Genomic DNA, 19,679 nt, shown 5'->3' on the forward strand with positions numbered 1-19,679 from the left:
AATTTTTCACCCCAAAGGCGAAAGGCCGGGGTCGAACCCTGAGGGTTCGACCCCAGTATTTGCCCTTGGGTTTGTTTCTTTCATTAACCCAAACGCACGGGAATAAAAATCTTGTCGGGGCCGCGCTGTATCAGCAAGGCCACCGACTTGGCGGATTTTTCCACCACGTCGCGCACCTGCTCGACCGTGTTGACGGGACGGCCATTCACCGACAATAACACGTCGCCCGGCAGCACACCGGCATTCGCCGCCGCGCCGCCGGCGTCTTCCACCAGCAGGCCGGCACTGATGCCCGCTTCGCGTTTTTCATCCGATTGTAACGGACGCAGGGCCAGGCCCAGCTGTACCTTGCCGGCCGCGCCGTCGCTCTTCGCCACTTCGGCCACCTTGTCGGCCGCATTGCCCAGGGTTGCCGTCAGGCTGACGATCTTGCCGTCACGCCAGACATCGAGGCTGATCTTGTCGCCTGGCAAGGACGTACCCACCAGGGCCGGCAAGTCGGCCGAGGCGATGATGCGCTGGCCATTCACCTTGCGCACCACGTCGCCCGATTTCAGGCCCGCCTTGTCGGCCGGGCTGCCCCGCTCCACGTTGGCGACCAGCGCGCCTTCCGGCGTGGCCAGCTTGAACGAGTCGGCAAAGCCCTGGTTGACTTCCTGCACCGTCACGCCCAGCTTGGCATGGCTGGCCTTGCCCGTGGCGACGATCTGGTCCTTGATGCGGCCGGCCAGGTCGATCGGGATGGCGAACGACAGGCCCTGGAAGCCGCCCGTCTGGCTGTAGATCTGCGAATTGATGCCGACCACTTCACCCCGTGTATTGAACAGCGGACCGCCCGAGTTGCCGGGGTTCACCGCCACGTCCGTCTGGATGAACGGCACATTGCTGTCGTCAGGCAGGGAACGGCCCTTGGCGCTGACCACGCCCGCCGTCACGGTGCTGTCGAAACCATACGGCGAACCGATGGCCAGCACCCACTCGCCCACTTTCAGGTCGCTCGAATGGCCGAGCGGCACGATGGGCAAGTTATTGGCGTCGATCTTCAGCACGGCGATATCGGTCTTCGGATCGGTGCCCAGCACCTTGGCGCGGAATTCGCGGCGGTCGTTCAACTTGACGGTCACTTCGCGCGCATCGCGCACCACGTGGGCATTCGTCATGATGATGCCGTCCGGGCTGACGATGAAGCCGGAACCGAGGCCGTGCGTGGGCACGTCGCGGCCACCGCGCTGGCCGCCTTGCGGCCCCTGGAAGCGGCGGAAGAATTCGAAGAACGGGTCGTTGCCGAAGTCGTCGTTGCCGGCCTGGGCCGAGGGGTCGTAGGCCACCTTGGTGCTGCCCGTGACGCTGATGTTGACGACGGCCGGGCTGTTGCGCGCGGCGATCTGGCTAAAGTCGGGCAAGGCCACCAGCGGCGCGCTGGCGGCAGGCGTGACGGCGGCAGCCACGGGGGCGGCGGCGGCGGCAGTATTCGCGCCGGCATTGTTCTGATGCATGACCATGGCGCCACCGGCGCCCAGCACACCGATCGCGGCCAGCGCGGCTACGGTGCGTTTGATTTTCAGCGATGCGGTATTCGTTTGCTGTTCCATGAATTGCTCCTCATTCAATGAGATTTTGATGTATGCAATAGTGGGCCACGAGTCTTAGGCGGTGCTTAACATTTTTCCATTTGGAAACAAGCGTTGGCGCCTTTAAGCATCGCTTAATCTGGCGCGCCGCATGGCGGGCTATGGAGGGGCATACAGGGCCTGGACGTGACACTGGCCGGATCAACCGGCCAGTATTTTACTGCATCGGAGGGTACCCTCCTGGCTGCCCGGGCGCCCGAGAGGCGCCGGGGTCAGCTCAGCTCAGATCAGGCTGCCTGGCGCTGTTCCAGCACGCTGACGGTATCGCCGCCGGTGCCGATCTCGATCTTGCGCGGTTTCAGCGCTTCCGGCACTTCACGCACCAGGTCGATGGTCAGCATGCCGTTTTCAAACGTGGCGCCCGTGACCTTCACATGGTTGGCCAGCTGGAAACGCTGTTCGAAATCGCGGGCAGCGATGCCGCGGTGCAAGAACGTGCGCTCGACGCCATCTTTCTGCTTGCGGCCCGTGACATGCAGCGAGTCGCGTTCGGTGATGATATCGATCTCTTCGCGCGAAAAGCCGGCCAATGCCATCACGATGCGGTATTTATCTTCCGATACCAGTTCGATGTTGTACGGCGGATAGCTCGGCTGTGCATCGGCGCGCTGTTCGTTGAGCAGTTGTGCCAGGCGGTCAAAGCCAATGGCGGAACGATACAGGGGAGCAAGGTCAAAAGTACGCATGATAAATATCCTTTTCAAATGAAGCGATAAGAGGGGCGGACCTCACCATGAGCATCCGCTTGCTACCAATCTAAGGACGATCAAGCGGCCTTCAAGGCCTTGAAAAAGACGATTTTTGCCCCAGTGCCGAAAATATTCTTGAGGCTAGTCGTCAGTGCGCAAGGCGCAGGACAGCGCCGTCCGGTTGCTCACGCCGAGCTTGCGGTAAATCATATGCAGCTGGTTGCGCACGGTGGCGGGCGACTTGTCGAGCGCGCGGGCGATGGATTTGTAGGGCGTGCCGCGCATGGCCATGGCCGCCACCAGCCGCTCGGCTGGCGTCAGGCGCTGCATGGCGACGTTGCCGGAGAGCATATTTTCATGCATGGGCTGGCTCCCCACCCCTGCTGGCATCGCGCAAGGTCTTGCCGCGTTTTCTCATGATGGGACTGTCCTTTTCGGTTTGGCGGACCAGCTGCAATGCGGCCCTTCATGCTCTTGTTCGCAGCGCGCCGCCATCCGGTTCAATCTTTTTGCAATGACATTGCGCCCGCCGCTGCGCCCACGCCTTTGCAGGCCTCGCCCTTACCAATACTGCACTATTTCCCCGATGCTATAATTGCCACGACGCAATTGCCTGCCGCCCCCATTCAACCTGCCCCTGCCCCGCCACCATGAGCGCATTGCCTGTCAATCCCGCCGAACTGCTCGCTGCCATGGCGTCGGGCGACCAGCGCGCGCTGGACGCCCTGTATCGCGCCTGGTCGCCGCGCGTGCGCGTGTTTGCGCGCCTGCAGCTATCGGGCTCGGGGCTCGATGTGCACGCGGTCGCCGACGAAGTCACGGTGGACGTGTTCCACGCTATCTGGCGTGCGCCCATGCGCTACGACGGCCGGGTGGCGTTCGGCACCTGGCTGCTGACCCTGGCCCGCAACAAGGCCATCGACCAGATCCGCCGCCATGGCAAGCGCCTGGCACGCGAAGTGCCGCTCGACAGCGATAGCGAGGAGCAGGCGCAGCAGGAACTGGCGGAACACGATCCGGGGCCACAGGTGGCGCGGGAAAGTCTGCAACGGCGCCATGCCGTGCTGAAATGCCTGCTGCGTCTGCGCAACCCGATGCAGCGCGAAAGCCTGACCCTGTGGGCGATCGACGACCTGTCGGTGGCCGATATTGCCCATATTCAACAAGCACCGGAAGGCACCGTCAAGACGCGCTTGTTTCATGGCCGCATCAACTTACGCCAGTGCATACAGCGCTGGTTTGCCCAGGAAGGCGGCCGCCATGGCTGAGTCCATCGATCCTCAGGAACAGGCGCTGCGCGAGATGCTGCCCGACTATCTGAATGGCCATGCCCCCGCAGACGTGGCCAGCCGCATCGCCGCCAGGCTGGAACACGATCCGGACTGGGCCGCCGATGCCGGCTGGCTGGGCGAGATCCGCACCGCCATCGAGGCCGAAGCGGCCAGCATGGATCCCGCCGCCGGCCTGGCGCAACTGCATCGCCGCCTCGAACGCCCCGGCTTCTGGCGCCGCTGCTACCAGCGCCTGGCGCTGCCTGCACTGGCGCCAGTGGCCATCACGGCACTGGCCAGCCTGTGCATAGGACAGGCGTGGCTGCTGTGGCAGCAAGCTGCCCCGGCGGATCAACTGCGCTGGCGCAGCGTGCCAGGTGCAGTGGCGCCGCCGGCCAGCCTGCGCGTGCAATTCCTGCCAACCGCCAGCATGGCCCAGGTCGCTGCAGCGCTGGAGCAGGCACAGGCAGGCATCGTCGCCGGTCCCCTGCCTGACCACGGCTATCTGCTCGATGCGGCCGACCCGCAGGCGGCCCTGCAAAGCCTGCGGGCCAGTGGCGTGGTGGCGGCGGCATCGCTCGCCAGCGGGCCAGGGACGCCATGAAAAACAGGCGGCGCTGGGGGCGCTCACTACTGCTGAGCTACCTGCTGAGTTACCTGCTGAGTTACCTGCTGAGCGGCGCGGCGCTGGCCGGCGAACGCCACGCGCTGCTGATCGGCGTGGGTACCTTGCCCGCCATGCCGCGCAGCAGCTGGCTGGCCGGTCCCACGGCCGACGTGAACGCCATGCGCGCGGCGTTGCGGCAACAGGGTTTCGCCGATGAACATATCTACCGCCTGGCCGATGATGCGGGCGCCAGCCAGGCGCCCACGCGCGCGGCCATCCTGGCGCGCCTGGCGCAGCTGGAAAAGACGCTGGGCAAGGACGATGTCCTGCTGCTGTACTGGTCGGGCCACAGCGTGCTGCTGCCCGTCTATCCGGGCCAGGCAGCCGCGCCGCAAGGACGGCGCACGCGCTTGTTGACGCGCGACAGCCAGGTCAGCCACCAGGGGCGGCAGCTCGATGGCGGCGTCGGCAGCAGCGAACTGGGGCGCGCCATCGATGCGTTTGCCGTGCGGCAGACACAGGTCGTGGCTATATTCGATACCTGCCATGCGGCGGCCGGCACGCGCAGCGGCGACGGCCTGGCGTGGCGGGGGCTGGCGGCGAGCGACATCGGCTGGCGCCCGGCCCCTGGCAAGGGCACGCCACCAGACGAACCGCAGGCGCGGCCCCGTCATGTCGCCTTTTTCGCCGCCGAAGCCCAGCAGCGCACGCCGGAAGCCGCCACGCCCGCCACGCCGGGTCTGGCAGCGGGCTTGTTTACCCGGGCCGTCATCGCCGCCTTGCAGCACCAGCCACAAACCTATGCCATGTGGGCCGGCGCCGCCACGCAGCAATACAAGAGCGCATTGCAGGCTTACCAGCTGCCCCGCTCGGCCTGGCCTTCGCCCGTGTATGCGGGGGCGCTCGATGCACCGCTGTGGCAGGGCGGCGGTAGCGGCCCTGCGCCGCTGTGGCCCGTGCAGCGCAATGCGCAGGGCTGGCATGTGCCGTATGGTCTGCTCGACGGCATACGCGAGGGCGACCTGTTCCGGCAGGCTGGCGCGCACTGGCGCGCCGCCACGGTCGGCTGGGGAGAAACGCGGCTGACGCTGTTACCGGACAGTGCAGGCGCCGCAGCGGGCTGGGCCAGCCGCACGCCCGCGCCGCTGCCTGCGGGATCGATACGCCCGGGCCGTCTCGCCGCCCTGCTGGCGCTGCCCGCCACGCCTGGCCCGCCCCTGCTCGACGCGCGCATCGAACTGACCCTGCCGGGCAAGGCGCCGCGCCAGCTGGCCTTCGCCGATGGCGACCTCGGCGTGCTGCCGGCCGGCACGCGCATCCGCCTCAGCGTGGAAAACCGCAGCGCCGCTTCCGTCGACCTGGGCCTGGCGCACTTGCCGCTGGACGGCCCCGCCACGCGCATCTATCCGGCCCTCGACGGCGACAGCAACCGCATGCCGCCCGCCATCGGCGCCGGCATCAGCCGCTTCGAGCGCAGCTTCGTCGTCAGCGGCCCCCACTATGGCGTGGAATGGCTGGCGCTGGTGGCGGCACCGGCGGCAAATGGCACCCTGCCGCGCCGCTTCGCCATCATCGAAGCGTTGCCGGCCCTGCCAGCCACGCGCGGCGCGGCCGACGCTGCCGTCCCCGTGGCGGAAGCGGGCAACCCCGACCAGGCACAGGTGGCCCGGCTGTCCTGGCGCTCCGTCCAATGAGGCGCCTCGTCCTGGGCCTGCTGCTGGCCGTATCGGCCTTGCCGCAAACGGCATCGGCCGGTACCTGCCAGGCCGTCATCGCGCCATGGCTGGCGCAGGCGAACGATGCCAACGAGAAGGAACAGCCGGCCGTCTCGCTGCCCCTGTTCCAGCGCAGCGTGGCCGCCTGCCGCGCGGCGGACGACCGGGCCGGCATCGCCACCGGCCTGCTGGGCGTGGGCCAGAGCCTGCACATGCTCAACCGCTACGCCGAGAGCGAACAGGCCTTGCTGGAAGGCTGGGCCATCCGCCAGGCGCTGGACGACGGCGATCCCGGACGCGAAAGCATGTACTACCCGAGTGAACTGATGTACCTGTACCGCCAGTGGAGCCGCTTCGATCTGGCCTGGCAATGGGGCGACATCGCGCTGGCGGCGAAAGCCCGCCTGATCGGCAAGGACACGGTATCGTATGGCACCAGCCTGTCCAACCTGTCCGGCGTGGCGCTGCAGACCAAGGAATATGCGCGCGGCCTGCCGTATGCGCGGCAAGCCATGGAAACGTGGGCCCGCACCTCGGGCGAGGACAGCACCGACCATGCGTGGGGCATGCGCGACGTGGGCGTGCTGCTGCTGCGCATGGGCCGCATGGAAGAAGCCTACGGCTACCTGGAGCGCGCCTACCGGATACGCCTGGCGGCCTTCGGCGACAACCGCACCGAGACGCAAACCAGCGTGACCGACATGGCCAACTGGTACACCCTGAGCGGCAACGACCGCCAGGCGCTGGCGTTCGCCCAGCGCGCGCTGGCCATGGCGGTGCAGCGCTCGGGGGCCGACTCGATGCAGGCCAGCGTGGCCCTGAACCGCCTGAGCGGCATCCACCTGCGCCTGGGCGAAAGCGGCAAGGCATGGCAGGAAGCCGAGGACGGCCTGCGCATCCGCCGCACCCTGTTCGGCGACCGCCATGCCAACACCGTCAGCGCCTGGCAGGACGTGGCGCTGACGGCACTGGCGGACAATCAGCTGGGCCGAGCGGAAGTGGCCGCCGCCGCCGCGCTCGAGCATTGCCGCGCCGTGTATGGCGCGGCCGCCGCCACCTGCGCCGCGCACCAGCTCGCGCATGGCAGCGCGCGCATGGCATTGGGGCAGTACCAGCAGGCGCTGGAAGCGGCGCAGGCGGCGGCGCGGCTGGCCATGTCCGGCGGCCAGGCGCTGCCGGCCGACGAAGCCGATGCGCTGCTGCTGGCGGCGCAGGCACAGGCCGCGCTGGGACTCCAGGACGAGGCGGAAACGGCACTGGCCGACCTGGAGGCGCGGCTGCTGCAAACGCCTCCCGCCACGGCCGGCATGCTCGACACGGTGCGCCAGGCGCACCTGCTGGCGCGCGCGGAGCACGCCGGCATCGGCGCGGCCGAACTGCAGGCGCTGGCGCGCGAGGCGGGCGCCATGGCGCAGCAGCTGGCCGCCACGCGCGGCGCGGCCCATCCCGCCCATGCACAGGCCTTGCTGGACGCGGCCGGACTCAATGCGCGCGCGGGCGATGCCGCCACGGCGCGGTCGCAGTCGGCACGCGCACTGGCCATCGGCATGGCGACTGAACAGAGCATGCTCGAAGCGCGGGCGGCGGCGCAGCTGGGCGCGCTGGAACCGGACGCGGCCGGCATTTTCCTCGGCAAACAGGCGGTCAATGCGCTGCAAGCCACGCGCGCCGGCGCGGCCAGCCTGCCGGTGCCGCTGCGGCAGGGCTTTGTGCGGCAAAAACGCGCCGCCTACGGCCAGCTGGCGGACCGGCTGCTCGACCAGCGCCGCATCCACGAAGCGGAAACCGTGCTGGCCATGGTACGCGAGGACGAATTCCACAGCCTGGTGCGCAGCGCCCCCGATCCGCGCGCCACGCGCCTCGGCTACACGGGCGCCGAGGGCGAATGGCAGCGCCAGTTCGAAACGCGCGCCGCCGCCCTGCGCGCAGGCGCCCAGGCGCTGGCCGCTGCGCGCGAACGCCAGGCGCAGGGCGTGGCGCAAGCCGACGACGCATGGCGGCGGGCAAACGACGCCATGGCGCTGCTGCTCGATGGCGCCACCGAGGCGCTGGCGGCGCTGCCGGCCGGCAGTGTAGCCACGCCCGCGCCGGCCGGCAAGGCTGGCATGGCGCGGGCCGCACCGCTCAAGCGGGGCGTGCTGCACCTGACTTATCTGGTTACCGACACGCGCCTGCGCATCGTCGCGCAGCGCGGCGGACGGAGCGGCAGCACCATCCACGACGTGGCCATCGACGAGCGCGCGCTGGCGCAGCGCATCGCCCGCCTGCGCCGCAGCGCGCAAGACCCGGGACAGGACGCGCGCGCCGATGCGCAGGCGCTGTATACGCTGCTGCTGGCGCCGGCCAGCCGGGAACTGGACGGCGCCACCTCGCTGTCGCTATCGCTGGGCGGCGTCTTGCGCTACCTGCCGTTCGCCATGCTGCATGACGGGCGCCGCTGGCTGGTCGAACGGCTGCCCGTCTCGCTGCATGCCAGCGGCGATGAACAGGCCGGCGCACAAGCAGCGCCGCGCCGCGCGCCATCGCTTGCCCTGTTCGGCCAGACACGCGCCAGCGGCGAACTGCCGGCGCTGCCCTTCGTGCAGCGCGAACTGCGCGCCGTGCAGGCGATCGGACATGCTGCGCGCATCCCCAGCCAGATCTACCTCGATGGCGACTTCACCGGCGCGGCGCTGCAGCGCGCGCTGCCCGCCAACAGCAGCGTCCATATCGCCAGCCATTTCGTGCTGCGCTCGGGCATGGGCGCGGACTCCTACCTGTTGCTGGGCGATGGCGGCAAACTCAGCCTGGCGGAACTGGCGCAGGACGGCTACCGCTTCGCCGGCCTGGACCTGCTCACCCTGTCGGCCTGCGAAACGGCCGTGCCGGCCGGCACCGATGCCACGGGACGCGAACTGGAAGGGCTGGCCTGGCTGGCCCGCCAGCGCGGCGCGCGCAATGTGCTGGCCAGTTTGTGGCGCGTGTCGGACCAGTCGACGGCCACCCTGATGGGCGATTTTTATGCGGCGCTGGCGCAAGGCAAGGGTAAGCCGCAAGCCTTGCGCCAGGCGCAGTTGCGGCAGATCCGCGCCGCCCGGCACGCCGTCACGGCGACGCGGGGCCTGACGCCGCTCGACTCCGCCGGCGGCAGCGGCGAGACGCGCGGCCATCCTTTCTACTGGGCCGGTTTCATCCTGCTCGGCTCCTGAGCGCCGCACGACGCAAGGCCGTTTTTGGTGTATGCTGGCGGCATGAATAATGACACCGACATCCAGCTCAGCGGCCCCTTCAAGGCCACCGACGGCTCCGGCCGTGCCCACGACATCAAGGCCATCCGCATCTTCGACGAAGGCTACGGCATCATCGACGTCTACGTCGATTTCGCCGCTCCGCTCGAAGCGGGCGCCTGCAAGGACAAGACCCTGGTCGGCCACATCCTGGCCCGCTTGCGCAGCCTCGGCTACGTGGGCCCCGACTTCGGCCATGGCGACCTGGGCTTGCAAGACAAGAAACTGATCGTCCTGGAAGCGCCCGAGGAATTTTCCGCCTTTGCCATCAGTAAAGGCTGGAAGGATCTTTCGGCCGAGTTTGACGAAGACTGATCTTTCAAGCTATCAACACCATCTGCGCCGCGCCAGCTTCTGCTGCCGCGGCGTTTTTCATGGGTAAGAATTTAGAAGAGGTAGCGCGCGCTCCAGGCGGCAATCACATTGGCGACATACGCTGCGTCATCGCGCCCCGTCAATAAATGGTCGGCATCGTCGAGCGAAACAAAACTTTTCGGGTGCTTCGCGGCCGTAAAGATATCCATCGCGTTCGACAGGCTCACCGTCGTGTCGTTCGGCGCGTGCATCACCAGCAGGGCGCGGCGCAGGCCGGCGATGTGAGCCTTCAGGCTGTGGCTGCCCGCGTCGTCGACGAATTGCTGGCGGATGCGAAATGGCCGCCCTTCCAGCTGCACCAGCGCCTCGCCCTCGGCGGCGATTTGCTCCAGGTGCGCGCTGAACATGCGCGTGACATACGCGGGCGTGCTGGGCGCGGCCAGGGTCACCACGGCGGTCGCTTCCGGCACTTGCGCGGCAGCGGCCAGCACGGCGGCGCCGCCCAGGCTGTGGCCGATCAGCAATTGCGGCGCAGCATGTTTTGCCCGCAGAAAATCGGCGGCAGCCAGCAGGTCGTCCACGTTCGACGAGAAATTCGTGGCGGCAAACTCGCCCTCGCTGGCACCGAGTCCCGTGAAGTCGAAGCGCAGCACGGCGATGCCGTGTTGCGTCAAGCCTTGCGCGATGCGCCGCGCGGCCAGCACGTCCTTGCCGCAGGTAAAACAGTGGGCGAACAGCGCGTAGGCGCGGATGGCGCCGTCGGGCGCGTCGAGGCGCGCCGCCAGCACATGGCCGTGCGCGCCGGGAAAATCTTGCCGGGTGGATTTCATTGTCTCAGATCAAAGCTGCCGCGCAGCGCGGCCGATGGCGCATTGTAGCGCCGTCAGGCCACAGCTGTTTTAGCCACGCGATGGGATGTCGACGCCCTTGATGACGGCAGGCCTGGCCAGGAAAGCGTCCAGCGCACGCTGCACGTTGGGGAAGTTACTAAAACCGACTAGGTCGCCGGCACCATAGAAACCCACCAGGCAGCGCACCCACGGGAAGATGGCGATGTCGGCAATCGTGTACTGGCTACCCATGATCCAGTCGCGGCCCTGCAGGCGCTGCTCGAGCACGCCCAGCAGGCGCCTGGCCTCGCCGAGATAGCGCTCGAGCGGACGCTTGTCTGCGTAGTCCTTGCCGGCGAATTTATGGAAGAAGCCCACCTGGCCAAACATGGGGCCGATACCGCCCATCTGGAACATCAGCCATTGTATTGTTTCATAGCGCAGGCCCGCGTCCTGCGGCAGGAACTTGCCCGTCTTTTCCGCCAAGTACAGCAGGATGGCGCCCGACTCGAACAGCGCCAGCGGCTGGCCGCCGGGACCGTCCGGGTCGAGGATGGCGGGAATCTTGTTGTTCGGATTGAGCGACAGGAAGGCGGGCGACAGCTGCTCGTTCTGCTCGAAGCTGACCAGGTGCGGCTCGTACGCCAGGCCCAGCTCTTCCAGCAGGATCGAGACCTTGATGCCGTTCGGCGTGGGCAGCGAATACAGCTGCAGGCGCTCGGGATGCAGTGCAGGCCATTTTTCGGTGATGGGGAAGTCGGAAAGTTGGGACATGGAAATCCTTATTCAAGTGGTTGACGCAGCGCAAGCAAGAAAGCAAGAAAGCAAGTATAGCCAAGCATGGCCGTTTCAGCAGGACAGCACATTCAGCCAAACAAGCCATGCAAAAACCAGCGCGGCGCGGCGTCTTCTGCGCTGCCGGCGATGCGTTCGCGGTAGACCCAGTAATGGGCATGGTCGCGTCCTTCCGCAATAAAATAATCGCGCGCCTGCGACTGGCCCCACCAGCCCGCCTCGATGCGCTCGGCGACAGACACCATTTTCAAGGGCGAGCCATAGAAGGGCCGGTGCTCGCGCATCAACAGGGCGATGGGCTGGGCCAGCAGCCAGCCGGGACGGGGCATGCCGGGCAAGCCGGGCGGCAAGTCCGGCAGCGCGCTTCTTGAAACGGGCTTGGCCGGCAGCGGCAGCCACTGGTTGGCCGCTTCGGGCCGGTAATCGGCGCGCGGCACTGCCTGCAAGACATTCTCGGTGCCCAGGCGCGCCACCAGCAATTCCAGCAAGCGCTGGCGCTCCTGCGGCGTGCCGCCCGGCTCGGGAAACAGGCTCTCGCTGGGCGGCGCCATCGGCTGCACCTGCAGCGCTTCCAGGGTCAGGCCGATCACGGGGGCGTCCAGCACCAGCTGCGCCAGGCGCTCCTTGAGCAAACGTACCAGGTGCTCGTCGCGCCAGACGGCCTCGCCCAGCGCCAGGTCGATGACGGTGGGCGCGCGCGCCACCCTGCCCCGCTCGTGCGCCAGCAGCAGCTGTATGCGCTCGACGGCAAATTGCCGCGCGCACAGCCAGCCCGTCATTTGCTGCAGCAGGCGGCGCGCGCCGAACAGCAGCGCGTCCGCGTGCTCGACGCGGTCGAACAATTCCAGGCTGGCGCGAAACGTGGGCGGCGCTTCGAGCCAGACGAACAGTTCCGTGCTGTGGCCATGCGCGTCGTCGAGCATCTCCAGCACGGCGGCGCCGCAACGGCGCTGCAAGCCGGGCCGGGGCAAGTGGCGCAGCTGCCCCAGGGTGCGGCAGCCGATGCCCTCGAACCAATCGAGCCAGGGGCGTGCGGGCGGCAGCAAGGCGCACGGCAGGCCGTCGAGGCGGCGCACCAGACTGGCCATGCTCAAGGTCCGGCCCCGGCGCGTGCCGGCGCGCGCCAGCAGCCAGGCGCCGCGCGCCGTGGGCGCACACGACAGCTGGGCCGTATAGCCCAGCGCGCGCAAGCTGGCCGCAATCTGCCGGCACAGGGCGCGCACGCCGCCGAACAGGCGCAGGCTGGCGCCCGCGTCGACCAGCAGGGTCGCTTCCTCGCCCTGCGCCACCAGCGGCGAGTATTGCAGCAGCGCCAGCGCCACCGCTTGCAGGGCCTGCGCTTCCAGTTCGGGCGAGCGTTCGTGCAGGCGCGCCTGCGGCGCCAGCATCAGCACGCCGCCACGGCGCATGCCCGGCTTGACGCCGGCCGCCCGCGCCAGCGGCGACAGGGCCATCACTTGCTCCTGCTCCAGCACCACGCCCAGCTGGTCAGCCGACCAGCGCGGGCAAAACACTTCGAGCGGAAGCCGGGGCAGGCACAGGCCGATCCAGAGTCGCATGGCGTCGCAATAATGAAGGAGGTTGCAGGGGCAGGAACAGGGGCGCGTCGCGCTGCGGCCCCCGGCGCTTGATGAAGCCGATCTCGATGCCGCCGGCGGCCGGGCGCACGGACAGGCGCAGCGGCGCCGGCGACGCATCCTGCGCGCCGTGCAAGGGGCGCAGCATGCAGAACAGGGTGTTGCCGCCTTGCGCGGCCAGGTGCAGCCGGCGCAGGCTGTCGGCGCGCACGTGCGACTGCCAGAACAGCAAGGCGCCGCAACTGCCGCTGCGCAAGATGTTTTCCGCTGCCCACAAGGCATCCTTGCTGCCGGCGCTTTTGAGCCACAGCAGTTGCGACGGCGCCAGACCCTGCGCGGCCAGGGCCAGCGCCTGCGGCGGATGCGGTGGCTGCAGCAGCACGATGGGCAAGCCCGGCAGCTGCGCCAGCGCGGGCGCCAGCAGCCGCAATTCGCCGCTGCCCGGCTGCTGCACCAGCAGATCGATGAGGCTGCCGCTGGGCCAGCCGCCGCCGGGCAGCTGCGCCGACAGGGCGGCAAAGCCCGTGTCCAGGCAGCGCGTGGCGCCCTGCCCCAGCTGCGATGCGCGCCATAAAGACGGGTGCAAGGCTTCCGGCGAGGCCATCAATTGTGAATGTTGCATCATTAGATAGAGAGATAAATACTGTATGCATATACAGTACTATCCAGTCCCGCTTTTGGCAAGGATTATCTGTCGGATAGCGTGCCCGGGGCCGCTCCGCCATGTCCGAAAAACCCCGTTTCTGGCATCGATTGCTGTACCATAAGCACTCTCCTTACCGTCTGGCAAAGTACCAGTCGGCTTCCTCCGTCCATAAGGAAATGCATTTGACTACCATCCAACTCATCAGCGCCATCGTCTTCGGCCTTGCGCTCATCCACACCTTCGCCGCCAAGTCGTTTGAAACATTGTCGCAGCGCCACCCCCGCCATGCGGGCTTGCTGCATTTGCTGGGCGAAGTGGAAGTCGTGTTCGGCTTCTGGGCCTTCATACTGATCATCATCATGGCCTTTGTCTCGGGCGGCGAGGCGGCCATCGAGTATGCCGAATCGCGCCAGTACACGGAACCGCTGTTCGTCTTTGTCGTCATGGTGGTGGCCGCCTCGCGCCCCGTGCTCGACGCCGTGCAGCGCCTGCTCAAGGGCGTGGCGCGCGTGATGCCGCTGCGCACGGAACTGGCCCTCGTCTGGCTGGGACTGGCGCTCGTGCCCCTGACGGGCTCGATGATCACGGAACCGGCCGCCATGACCCTGGCCGCGCTGATGCTGGCGCCGCAAATCTTCCGTCCGGGCATCCCCGAATGGCTGAAATATGGCGCGCTGGGCGTGCTGTTCGTCAACGTTTCCATCGGCGGCACCCTGACTTCGTACGCGGCCCCGCCCGTGCTGATGGTGGCCACCACGTGGAACTGGGACAGCGCCTACATGGCCAGCCATTTCGGCTGGAAAGCCGCCATCGCCGTGCTGGTCAACGCCACGGGCGTGAGCATCTTGCTGCGCAAATACCTGCACAGCAACACCTCCGATATCAAGCCGAAAGCCGGCGAAGTAGAAGCGCCGAAAGTGCCGCTGGCCGTCAGCCTCGTGCACATGATCGTACTGGCCGGCGTGGTGGCCCTGGCGCACCATCCCGTGCTGTTCTTCGGCCTGTTCCTGTTCTTCCTCGGCTTCGTACAAGCGTATGAGCGTTATCAAAGCCCGCTGATCCTCAAGGAAGGCTTGCTGGTCGGCTTCTTCCTGGGCGGCCTGGTGGTACTGGGCGGCATGCAGCAATGGTGGCTGCAACCCATCGTCTCCAGCCTGGAACCGCTAGCCCTGTTCTTCGGCGCCCTGGGCTTGACGGCCATTACCGACAATGCGGCCCTGACTTACCTCGGTTCGCTGATCGTCGGCATGACGGACGAAGCAAAGTACATGCTGGTGGCTGGCGCCGTGGCCGGTGGCGGCCTGACCGTCATCGCCAATGCGCCGAATCCGGCCGGCGTATCCCTGCTGCGCCGCGGCTTCAAGGATGAATCGATCGGCGCCGTCGGCCTGCTGGCCGGCGCCCTGCTGCCGACGGCCGTGGCGGCCCTGGCCTTCCTGGCGTTGTAGTCACCGCAATGCGGCGGCCACCCTGGCCGCCGCTTTAATCGCCTTCGTACACGAGAAAATGCAGCCGGTCATAGAACAGGCTGTAGGCATAGTCGAACGTGCCCACGCTGCGAAACCCCTTGTGCAGATACACGTGCAGCGCTTCGCTCTTTTCCCACACCGTCAGCGTGATGCGCGCACAGCCCTTGCGGCTGGCCAGGTCGCGTATTTCATGGAACATTTGCCTGAACAAGCCCTGGCCCCGGTATTTCTCGTCGATGGCCAGGCTGCTGACGAAACAGTCGTCGGCGCGCGCATGCGCGAGCACGAAGGCGTCATACGCATCGTCGAGCGCCTTCATGTCGTCGCGGTAATATGAAACGGCGCCGCAGGCCTGGAACTCATCCATCGTCGCGGCCGTGAAAAAGCCGATGAAGCGCCCATCCTCGTCATGCAAGCCGTGAATGTGCGCCAGATACGGGTCGATGTTTTGCCGCCGCTGCAGCTCGACGAACTGCAGATTGAGTTTATTTCCAAAAGAACAGTATTCGAGGTAGCTGGTGGCAAACAGCAATTTGGCCATGCGGTTCTTCACCTCGTCGCCCAGCAGTTCACCCGCCACCAGCTTGAGCGGCGCATGCGACAGCAAGCCCGCCTGCGCCTCATCACTTGGCGGGGCCGCATCGCCGATGGCCGGCATGCGGCTGCCGTGGCGGCCCACGGTGGGTCGCCAGAAAGCGCCGGCGGCAATATGCTGTGAACGGTGGGCCAGCAGGTAGCGGCAAAAGACGACATTCACGCGGTCCAGCTGCGGGTCGTTCGACAGCACCGAGTAATAGTGAAAATGCTCGATGTCCGCCCGCAGCTGGGCCGCATACGCCATGCGCGGCACTTCCTCGATGTCGAATACATCGACGATGTCGGGCAGGCGCAAAGGATCGTCGAGTTGCCAGTCGAGTTCATCGAGCCGCGCCACGCAGCGCGCATACGCGCGCCGCTCCTCGTCGCTCAAGGGGATGTGTATCTCGGTAATGATATCGTCCAGCAAGCGCATGCCGCGGATGCCGCCCGCCACCGCTTCCTTGCTGCCGTCATACAGCACGCAATAGCGCTGGTAAAACTCGGCATGGCTGAGCAGGGTCACGCCCAGGTTTTTCTTCCATTCGGCATAGAACTGGCCGAACAGCTGCGCTTCGAATTGCGGGCAGGAACGGGGAATTTCCCCATCGATACCCGCATACGCGAGGTTCACATTGCGCTGGATCACACGCAGCGCGGCGTCGTTCTTCTTGGCGATCAGCATGCCCGTTTCATCGAGAAACAGATTCATCCAGCTGACATGCCGGCGCTCTTCGCTGTCATCAGCGTTGCGCTGGAAATAATCGGGTACTTCCGGCTGCATCAGGAAAATCGTCGCCGGATTGTGCGGAATCGTGTCGACATCCATGTACATGCCGCCGTATTCGCACATGATGAGGATGCGGAAATAATCGGACAGGGTGGCGAAGTAGCGCTGCGCATGCAGGGTATCGAGGATATCGAAGCGGGCCGGCGCAAAGTCCAGCGCCAGCGCGCGCAGCGAGTTGATGTGTAGCGTCGTGCCGCCGATGGCGTAGCGGCCTATCGTGTAGCGCCCGGCACCGCCCGTGGGGCTGAAGCGCGCGTCATGGCGCAGCTGCTGCGCATCCCAGACCCACAGGATGGAGACATACGGCGCGCCGCCGTTGTGCCGCACCTCGTCGAGCGCCGCGCCCCACTGCCCAATCGCTTCACAGGCGATGGCCGGCAAGGGCCCGCCCATCCAGATGCGGTGCAGGTAGCGCTCGTCGTCGCCCAGCGCGCGCGTGGGAATGCAGCTCAGCGAGGAACAGCTTGCCGCATTGAAATACGTAAAATTTCCGGCGACAAAGCTGCGCAGGGCGGCGATGCCCGCCTGGTGCTCCGCGGCCAGTTGTTCCAGGTCGCTGCCGGCCGGCCGGACATCGGCCAGGGTGATGTAATCGAGTTTCAGCCGGTGGATACGGAACTCGTATTCCAGGCTGAAAATCTTTACTTGATCGTGTTTTGAAGCCAGGTCATCTATTTTCATGGGCGCACCATTTTCCACAGGAGAGTGTCAATCAACGTCGCAGGAGGTAAAACAAGGGCGGGAACATGCGCAGCGTGGCGCCATCAGTGCCGGGCCAGCCGCACCGCGCCTTCCCCGCGCCCCGCCATGCCCCGCGTAAACAGCAGCAGGCAGGCGGCGATGACCACGATGACGGGGATATTCAGTAGCGCATACGTTTCCAGCGCATAGCCGAAGCGCTGGCACAGCACGTTGTACAGCTGCAGCCAGGCGGACAGATAAATGCAATACAGCAAGCTCATGGCGGCCGTCGTCAATGTCATCGATTCCTTGCTGGCCGTGAGCGCGCTGCGGATCAGGGCGCCGTTGAACAGGCCGAAGCCGATGGAATAGACAAACATGCAAGCGGCAAATACATCCACGTGATGGCGCCCCAGGCCCGCGCCCAGCATGCCGGCCGCCGCGATCAGTCCGCCCAGGCGCAGCAGATGGACGAGGGGGAAATCCTGGCGCAGGCGCTGGATGGCGATGCTGCTGAACACAAAACCGGACAAAATCACGCATTGCAGCGCGATATACGTGGCGTAGGAGGCGCCCATCTCGTGCAGCACGAAGAGGGGCGAAAAACCGATCCAGGCCGTCAGGGGCACGGTGGCCAGCCCGGCCGTGAACATGCCGAACATGAAGCGCCCGTTGCTGAAAATGGCGGCATAGCTGCGCACGATGGCGGCCAGGTCCAGGCGCGTGACGGTCGGCACCGTGCGCGGCATGCTCTTGAACAGGCCCAGCAGAGACAGCAACGCCAGCAGGCCGGAGAGGAAAAACACGTAGCGCCAGTCGAGCCGGCTGATGATGGCGCTGCCGAGGATGGGGCCGGCCAGGGGCGCGAGGATGGTGGTGCTCGACAGAATGCTGCTGAGCTTGACGGCAGCCATGTCGTCGAACAGTTCATGGATCATGGCATAGCCGACGAAAATGAAGCAGCAACCCATGCCCTGGATGAAGCGCGCAGTGAGAAATTGCTCGATGGAAGTGGCAAATGGCACGGCCAAGGTGGCCAGCAAGAACAAGGTATTGCCGGTCAGCACCAGCTTGCGCTTGCCGATGGTGTCGGCCAGGGGACCGAGGAAAATCTGCAGCGAACTGCCGCCCAGCAGATACAGGCTCAGGGACAAGGGGACGAATTTTGCCTCCGCCTGGAACTCGCCGACGATGCCCAGCATGGCCGGCATGATCATGTCGTTCGACAGATAGATATTCAGTTCAAAGACGAGGAAAAACGCAAAAAACCACAGCAACTGCCTGGACTGGATGGACATGGTGCGTTCCGTAACGTGGGTGGCTGCCGTCAGTGCATGCCGGCCGTCGGGGCATGGGACGGCGGACACGGATTACACTGAAAACGTGTACCAATTGTATACCAGTTAGGATTTTTATCGCCTTTTTTTGTGAATTTTAAATACCGCAGCAATACCACTTGAAAAATCGAGGGCAGCACGGCAGGCGCTGCCGGGGCCCAGGAGGGCACGGCCGGCGATGGGGGAAGGCAGTAGCGATGCGTACCAGTGCCTGCCGCGCCGTTGCGACGCGCGGCAGGCTGGCTTAGCGGCGGCGGTGGCTGGCGAAGAAATCGAGCAGCATCTTGCTGGCGTCGGGCTTGGCCTTGTCATTGAACGGCAGGCTGGCGTCGCCGCCGCTCCACGCGTGTTCAAGGTGCTCGACCTGCGCCACGCGCAGCAGCACCTCCTGGCCCACCTGATAATCGTGCAGCGCGTACGCATGGGCCGGATTGCGCCCGCCCGCCGCGCCGCCCGGCAGGCGCTGCGCCGTCACCAAGGTATCGGCTGGCAGGCGGTTCACGCGCACGCTCTGGCGTACCAGCTGCGTCTGGTTAATGGGCCGCACCACCTTGTCGGCCAGCCCTTGCAGCAGGATGGTCGGCAGGCGGGGAAACGCGGGCTGGCGCGCCAGCACTTCATCGATGGCCACGTCGGCACGGGCGGCAGCGCCATGCTGCATCACGCCCAGCGCGCCGATCAGGTTATGCCCGGCGCCAAACACGGGTCCCGAATGCAGGCCCAGCGCGGCAAACAGATGGGGATGGTTCAGGGCCACGATATGCGCCATGCCGGCGCCGGCGGAAATGCCGCAGATATAGATGCGCGCGCGGTCGATCGCGTAGCGGGCCGCCACTTGCTCGATGGCGCCGACGATCAGGCGCACGTCGCCGCCACCCTCCTGCGTCAGCTTGTCGTACCACTTCCAGCAGCGGCGCGCATGCGAACGCAGCGATTGCTGCGGATACAGCACGGCATAGCCCTTGCGTTCGGCCAGGCGGTTCATGCGCGTGCCTTCGGCAAACTGCGTGGCGCTCTGCTCGCAGCCATGCAGCATCACCAGCAGCGGCCGGCCCCGGCTGCGCATGGCGACGCTGGGCGCCTTCTCGGGCAGGTACAGGAAATACGCCAGGCGCCGGCCCGGCAACTTCCCCAGCTCCGGCAACGGCGCATAGTGGGCGGCCAGCCACTTGCCCGGCGGAGGCGCCGTTCGCTTGCGCACGCGCGGCGGCGACAGGGGCGTGGCAAACGGCGCCAGCGCGGGCACGGCGTCGCTGGCGGGCCTGGCGCGCGGCGTCGGCCTGGGCTTGGCCACGCTCTTGCTGCGGGGTTTGGGTTTAGGTTTAGGCGTGGGCTTGGCCGGCACGGGCCCGAACAGCACCTTGGCCAGTTTGGTCGCCGTGCGCTGCTGCACCTTGCCGGCGCGCAGCAAGCCGCGCAACCACTTGGTAGCGGGCTTCACCATGGACGCCTGCCTGCGCGTTGCCGTGGCGCCTGGCGCTTGC

General features: G+C 66.6%; 16 protein-coding genes. 6 read left to right on the forward strand and 10 right to left on the reverse strand.

The features are described from left to right. Nucleotides 1–83: 83 nt before the first annotated feature. From C8C92_RS22155 to C8C92_RS22165, 3 genes are all read right to left on the reverse strand, one after another. Entirely contained in the window at nt 84–1,592 is a 1,509-nt protein-coding gene (locus C8C92_RS22155; RefSeq protein WP_116746089.1) for a Do family serine endopeptidase, read from the reverse strand. A 266-nt stretch (nt 1,593–1,858) separates the two neighbouring features. Further along, on the reverse strand, nt 1,859–2,317 hold the full coding sequence (locus C8C92_RS22160) for an Hsp20 family protein (RefSeq protein ID WP_100874057.1): 459 nt from the start codon (nt 2,315–2,317) through the stop codon (nt 1,859–1,861). Nucleotides 2,318–2,461: 144 nt separating this feature from the next. Next, complete coding sequence (locus tag C8C92_RS22165; RefSeq protein ID WP_165829521.1) at nt 2,462–2,683, reverse strand: helix-turn-helix transcriptional regulator; 222 nt, start codon at nt 2,681–2,683, stop codon at nt 2,462–2,464. A gap of 287 nt (nt 2,684–2,970) precedes the next feature. Between C8C92_RS22165 and C8C92_RS22170 the strand changes: the two genes are divergently transcribed. From C8C92_RS22170 to C8C92_RS22190, 5 genes are read left to right on the forward strand one after another with little or no spacing between them, the layout of a single operon-like run. Further along, on the forward strand, nt 2,971–3,588 hold the full coding sequence (locus C8C92_RS22170; protein ID WP_116745258.1) for an RNA polymerase sigma factor: 618 nt from the start codon (nt 2,971–2,973) through the stop codon (nt 3,586–3,588). Beyond that, nucleotides 3,581–4,195: a hypothetical protein gene (locus C8C92_RS22175; RefSeq protein WP_116745259.1), complete on the forward strand. Its 615-nt coding sequence runs from the start codon at nt 3,581–3,583 to the stop codon at nt 4,193–4,195. The genes C8C92_RS22170 and C8C92_RS22175 overlap by 8 nt, the downstream gene beginning before the upstream one ends. Continuing rightward, nucleotides 4,192–5,892: a caspase family protein gene (locus tag C8C92_RS22180; RefSeq protein WP_116745260.1), complete on the forward strand. Its 1,701-nt coding sequence runs from the start codon at nt 4,192–4,194 to the stop codon at nt 5,890–5,892. Before C8C92_RS22175 ends, C8C92_RS22180 begins: the two co-directional genes overlap by 4 nt. Then, a complete protein-coding gene (locus C8C92_RS28005; protein WP_165829522.1) occupies nt 5,889–9,101 on the forward strand; it encodes a CHAT domain-containing protein in 3,213 nt (1,070 codons plus the stop codon). Before C8C92_RS22180 ends, C8C92_RS28005 begins: the two co-directional genes overlap by 4 nt. Before the next feature lie 42 nt (nt 9,102–9,143). After that, nucleotides 9,144–9,494 (forward strand): hypothetical protein, encoded by a 351-nt coding sequence (locus tag C8C92_RS22190; RefSeq protein ID WP_096238637.1) that lies wholly within the window; start codon nt 9,144–9,146, stop codon nt 9,492–9,494. 71 nt (nt 9,495–9,565) lie between these two features. On the opposite strand, the gene C8C92_RS22195 is transcribed toward C8C92_RS22190, so the two are convergent. The 4 genes from C8C92_RS22195 to imuA all read right to left on the reverse strand — a co-directional run bounded on the left by C8C92_RS22195 (nt 9,566) and on the right by imuA (nt 13,318). Beyond that, a complete protein-coding gene (locus C8C92_RS22195) occupies nt 9,566–10,324 on the reverse strand; it encodes an alpha/beta hydrolase (RefSeq protein ID WP_116745262.1) in 759 nt (252 codons plus the stop codon). Between the two features lie 69 nt (nt 10,325–10,393). Next, the gene (locus tag C8C92_RS22200; protein WP_099762721.1) at nt 10,394–11,098 is read right to left on the reverse strand and encodes a glutathione S-transferase N-terminal domain-containing protein; all 705 of its coding nucleotides are present in this window, start codon (nt 11,096–11,098) and stop codon (nt 10,394–10,396) included. 92 nt (nt 11,099–11,190) lie between these two features. Then, a complete protein-coding gene (locus tag C8C92_RS22205; RefSeq protein WP_099762718.1) occupies nt 11,191–12,678 on the reverse strand; it encodes a DNA polymerase Y family protein in 1,488 nt (495 codons plus the stop codon). Then, on the reverse strand, nt 12,608–13,318 hold the full coding sequence (imuA, locus tag C8C92_RS22210; RefSeq protein ID WP_099764452.1) for a translesion DNA synthesis-associated protein ImuA: 711 nt from the start codon (nt 13,316–13,318) through the stop codon (nt 12,608–12,610). The genes C8C92_RS22205 and imuA overlap by 71 nt, the downstream gene beginning before the upstream one ends. 206 nt (nt 13,319–13,524) lie before the next feature. On the opposite strand from imuA, the gene C8C92_RS22215 reads away from it, so the two are divergent. After that, complete coding sequence (locus C8C92_RS22215; protein ID WP_099764451.1) at nt 13,525–14,790, forward strand: putative Na+/H+ antiporter; 1,266 nt, start codon at nt 13,525–13,527, stop codon at nt 14,788–14,790. Nucleotides 14,791–14,824: 34 nt separating this feature from the next. Here C8C92_RS22215 and C8C92_RS22220 read toward each other — a convergent pair whose 3' ends face one another. The 3 genes from C8C92_RS22220 to C8C92_RS22230 form a co-directional block, all read right to left on the reverse strand. Continuing rightward, nucleotides 14,825–16,858, reverse strand: a complete 2,034-nt coding sequence (locus C8C92_RS22220) for a GNAT family N-acetyltransferase (protein WP_116745263.1) — start codon at nt 16,856–16,858, stop codon at nt 14,825–14,827. Nucleotides 16,859–16,941: 83 nt separating this feature from the next. After that, entirely contained in the window at nt 16,942–18,156 is a 1,215-nt protein-coding gene (locus tag C8C92_RS22225; RefSeq protein WP_116745264.1) for an MFS transporter, read from the reverse strand. Between the two features lie 283 nt (nt 18,157–18,439). Further along, nucleotides 18,440–19,639, reverse strand: a complete 1,200-nt coding sequence (locus tag C8C92_RS22230) for a PHB depolymerase family esterase (RefSeq protein ID WP_116745265.1) — start codon at nt 19,637–19,639, stop codon at nt 18,440–18,442. Nucleotides 19,640–19,679 lie beyond the last annotated feature (40 nt).

This window comes from Janthinobacterium sp. 78 (genome assembly GCF_003096775.1).
Taxonomy (GTDB): Bacteria; Pseudomonadota; Gammaproteobacteria; order Burkholderiales; family Burkholderiaceae_D; genus Janthinobacterium; species Janthinobacterium tructae.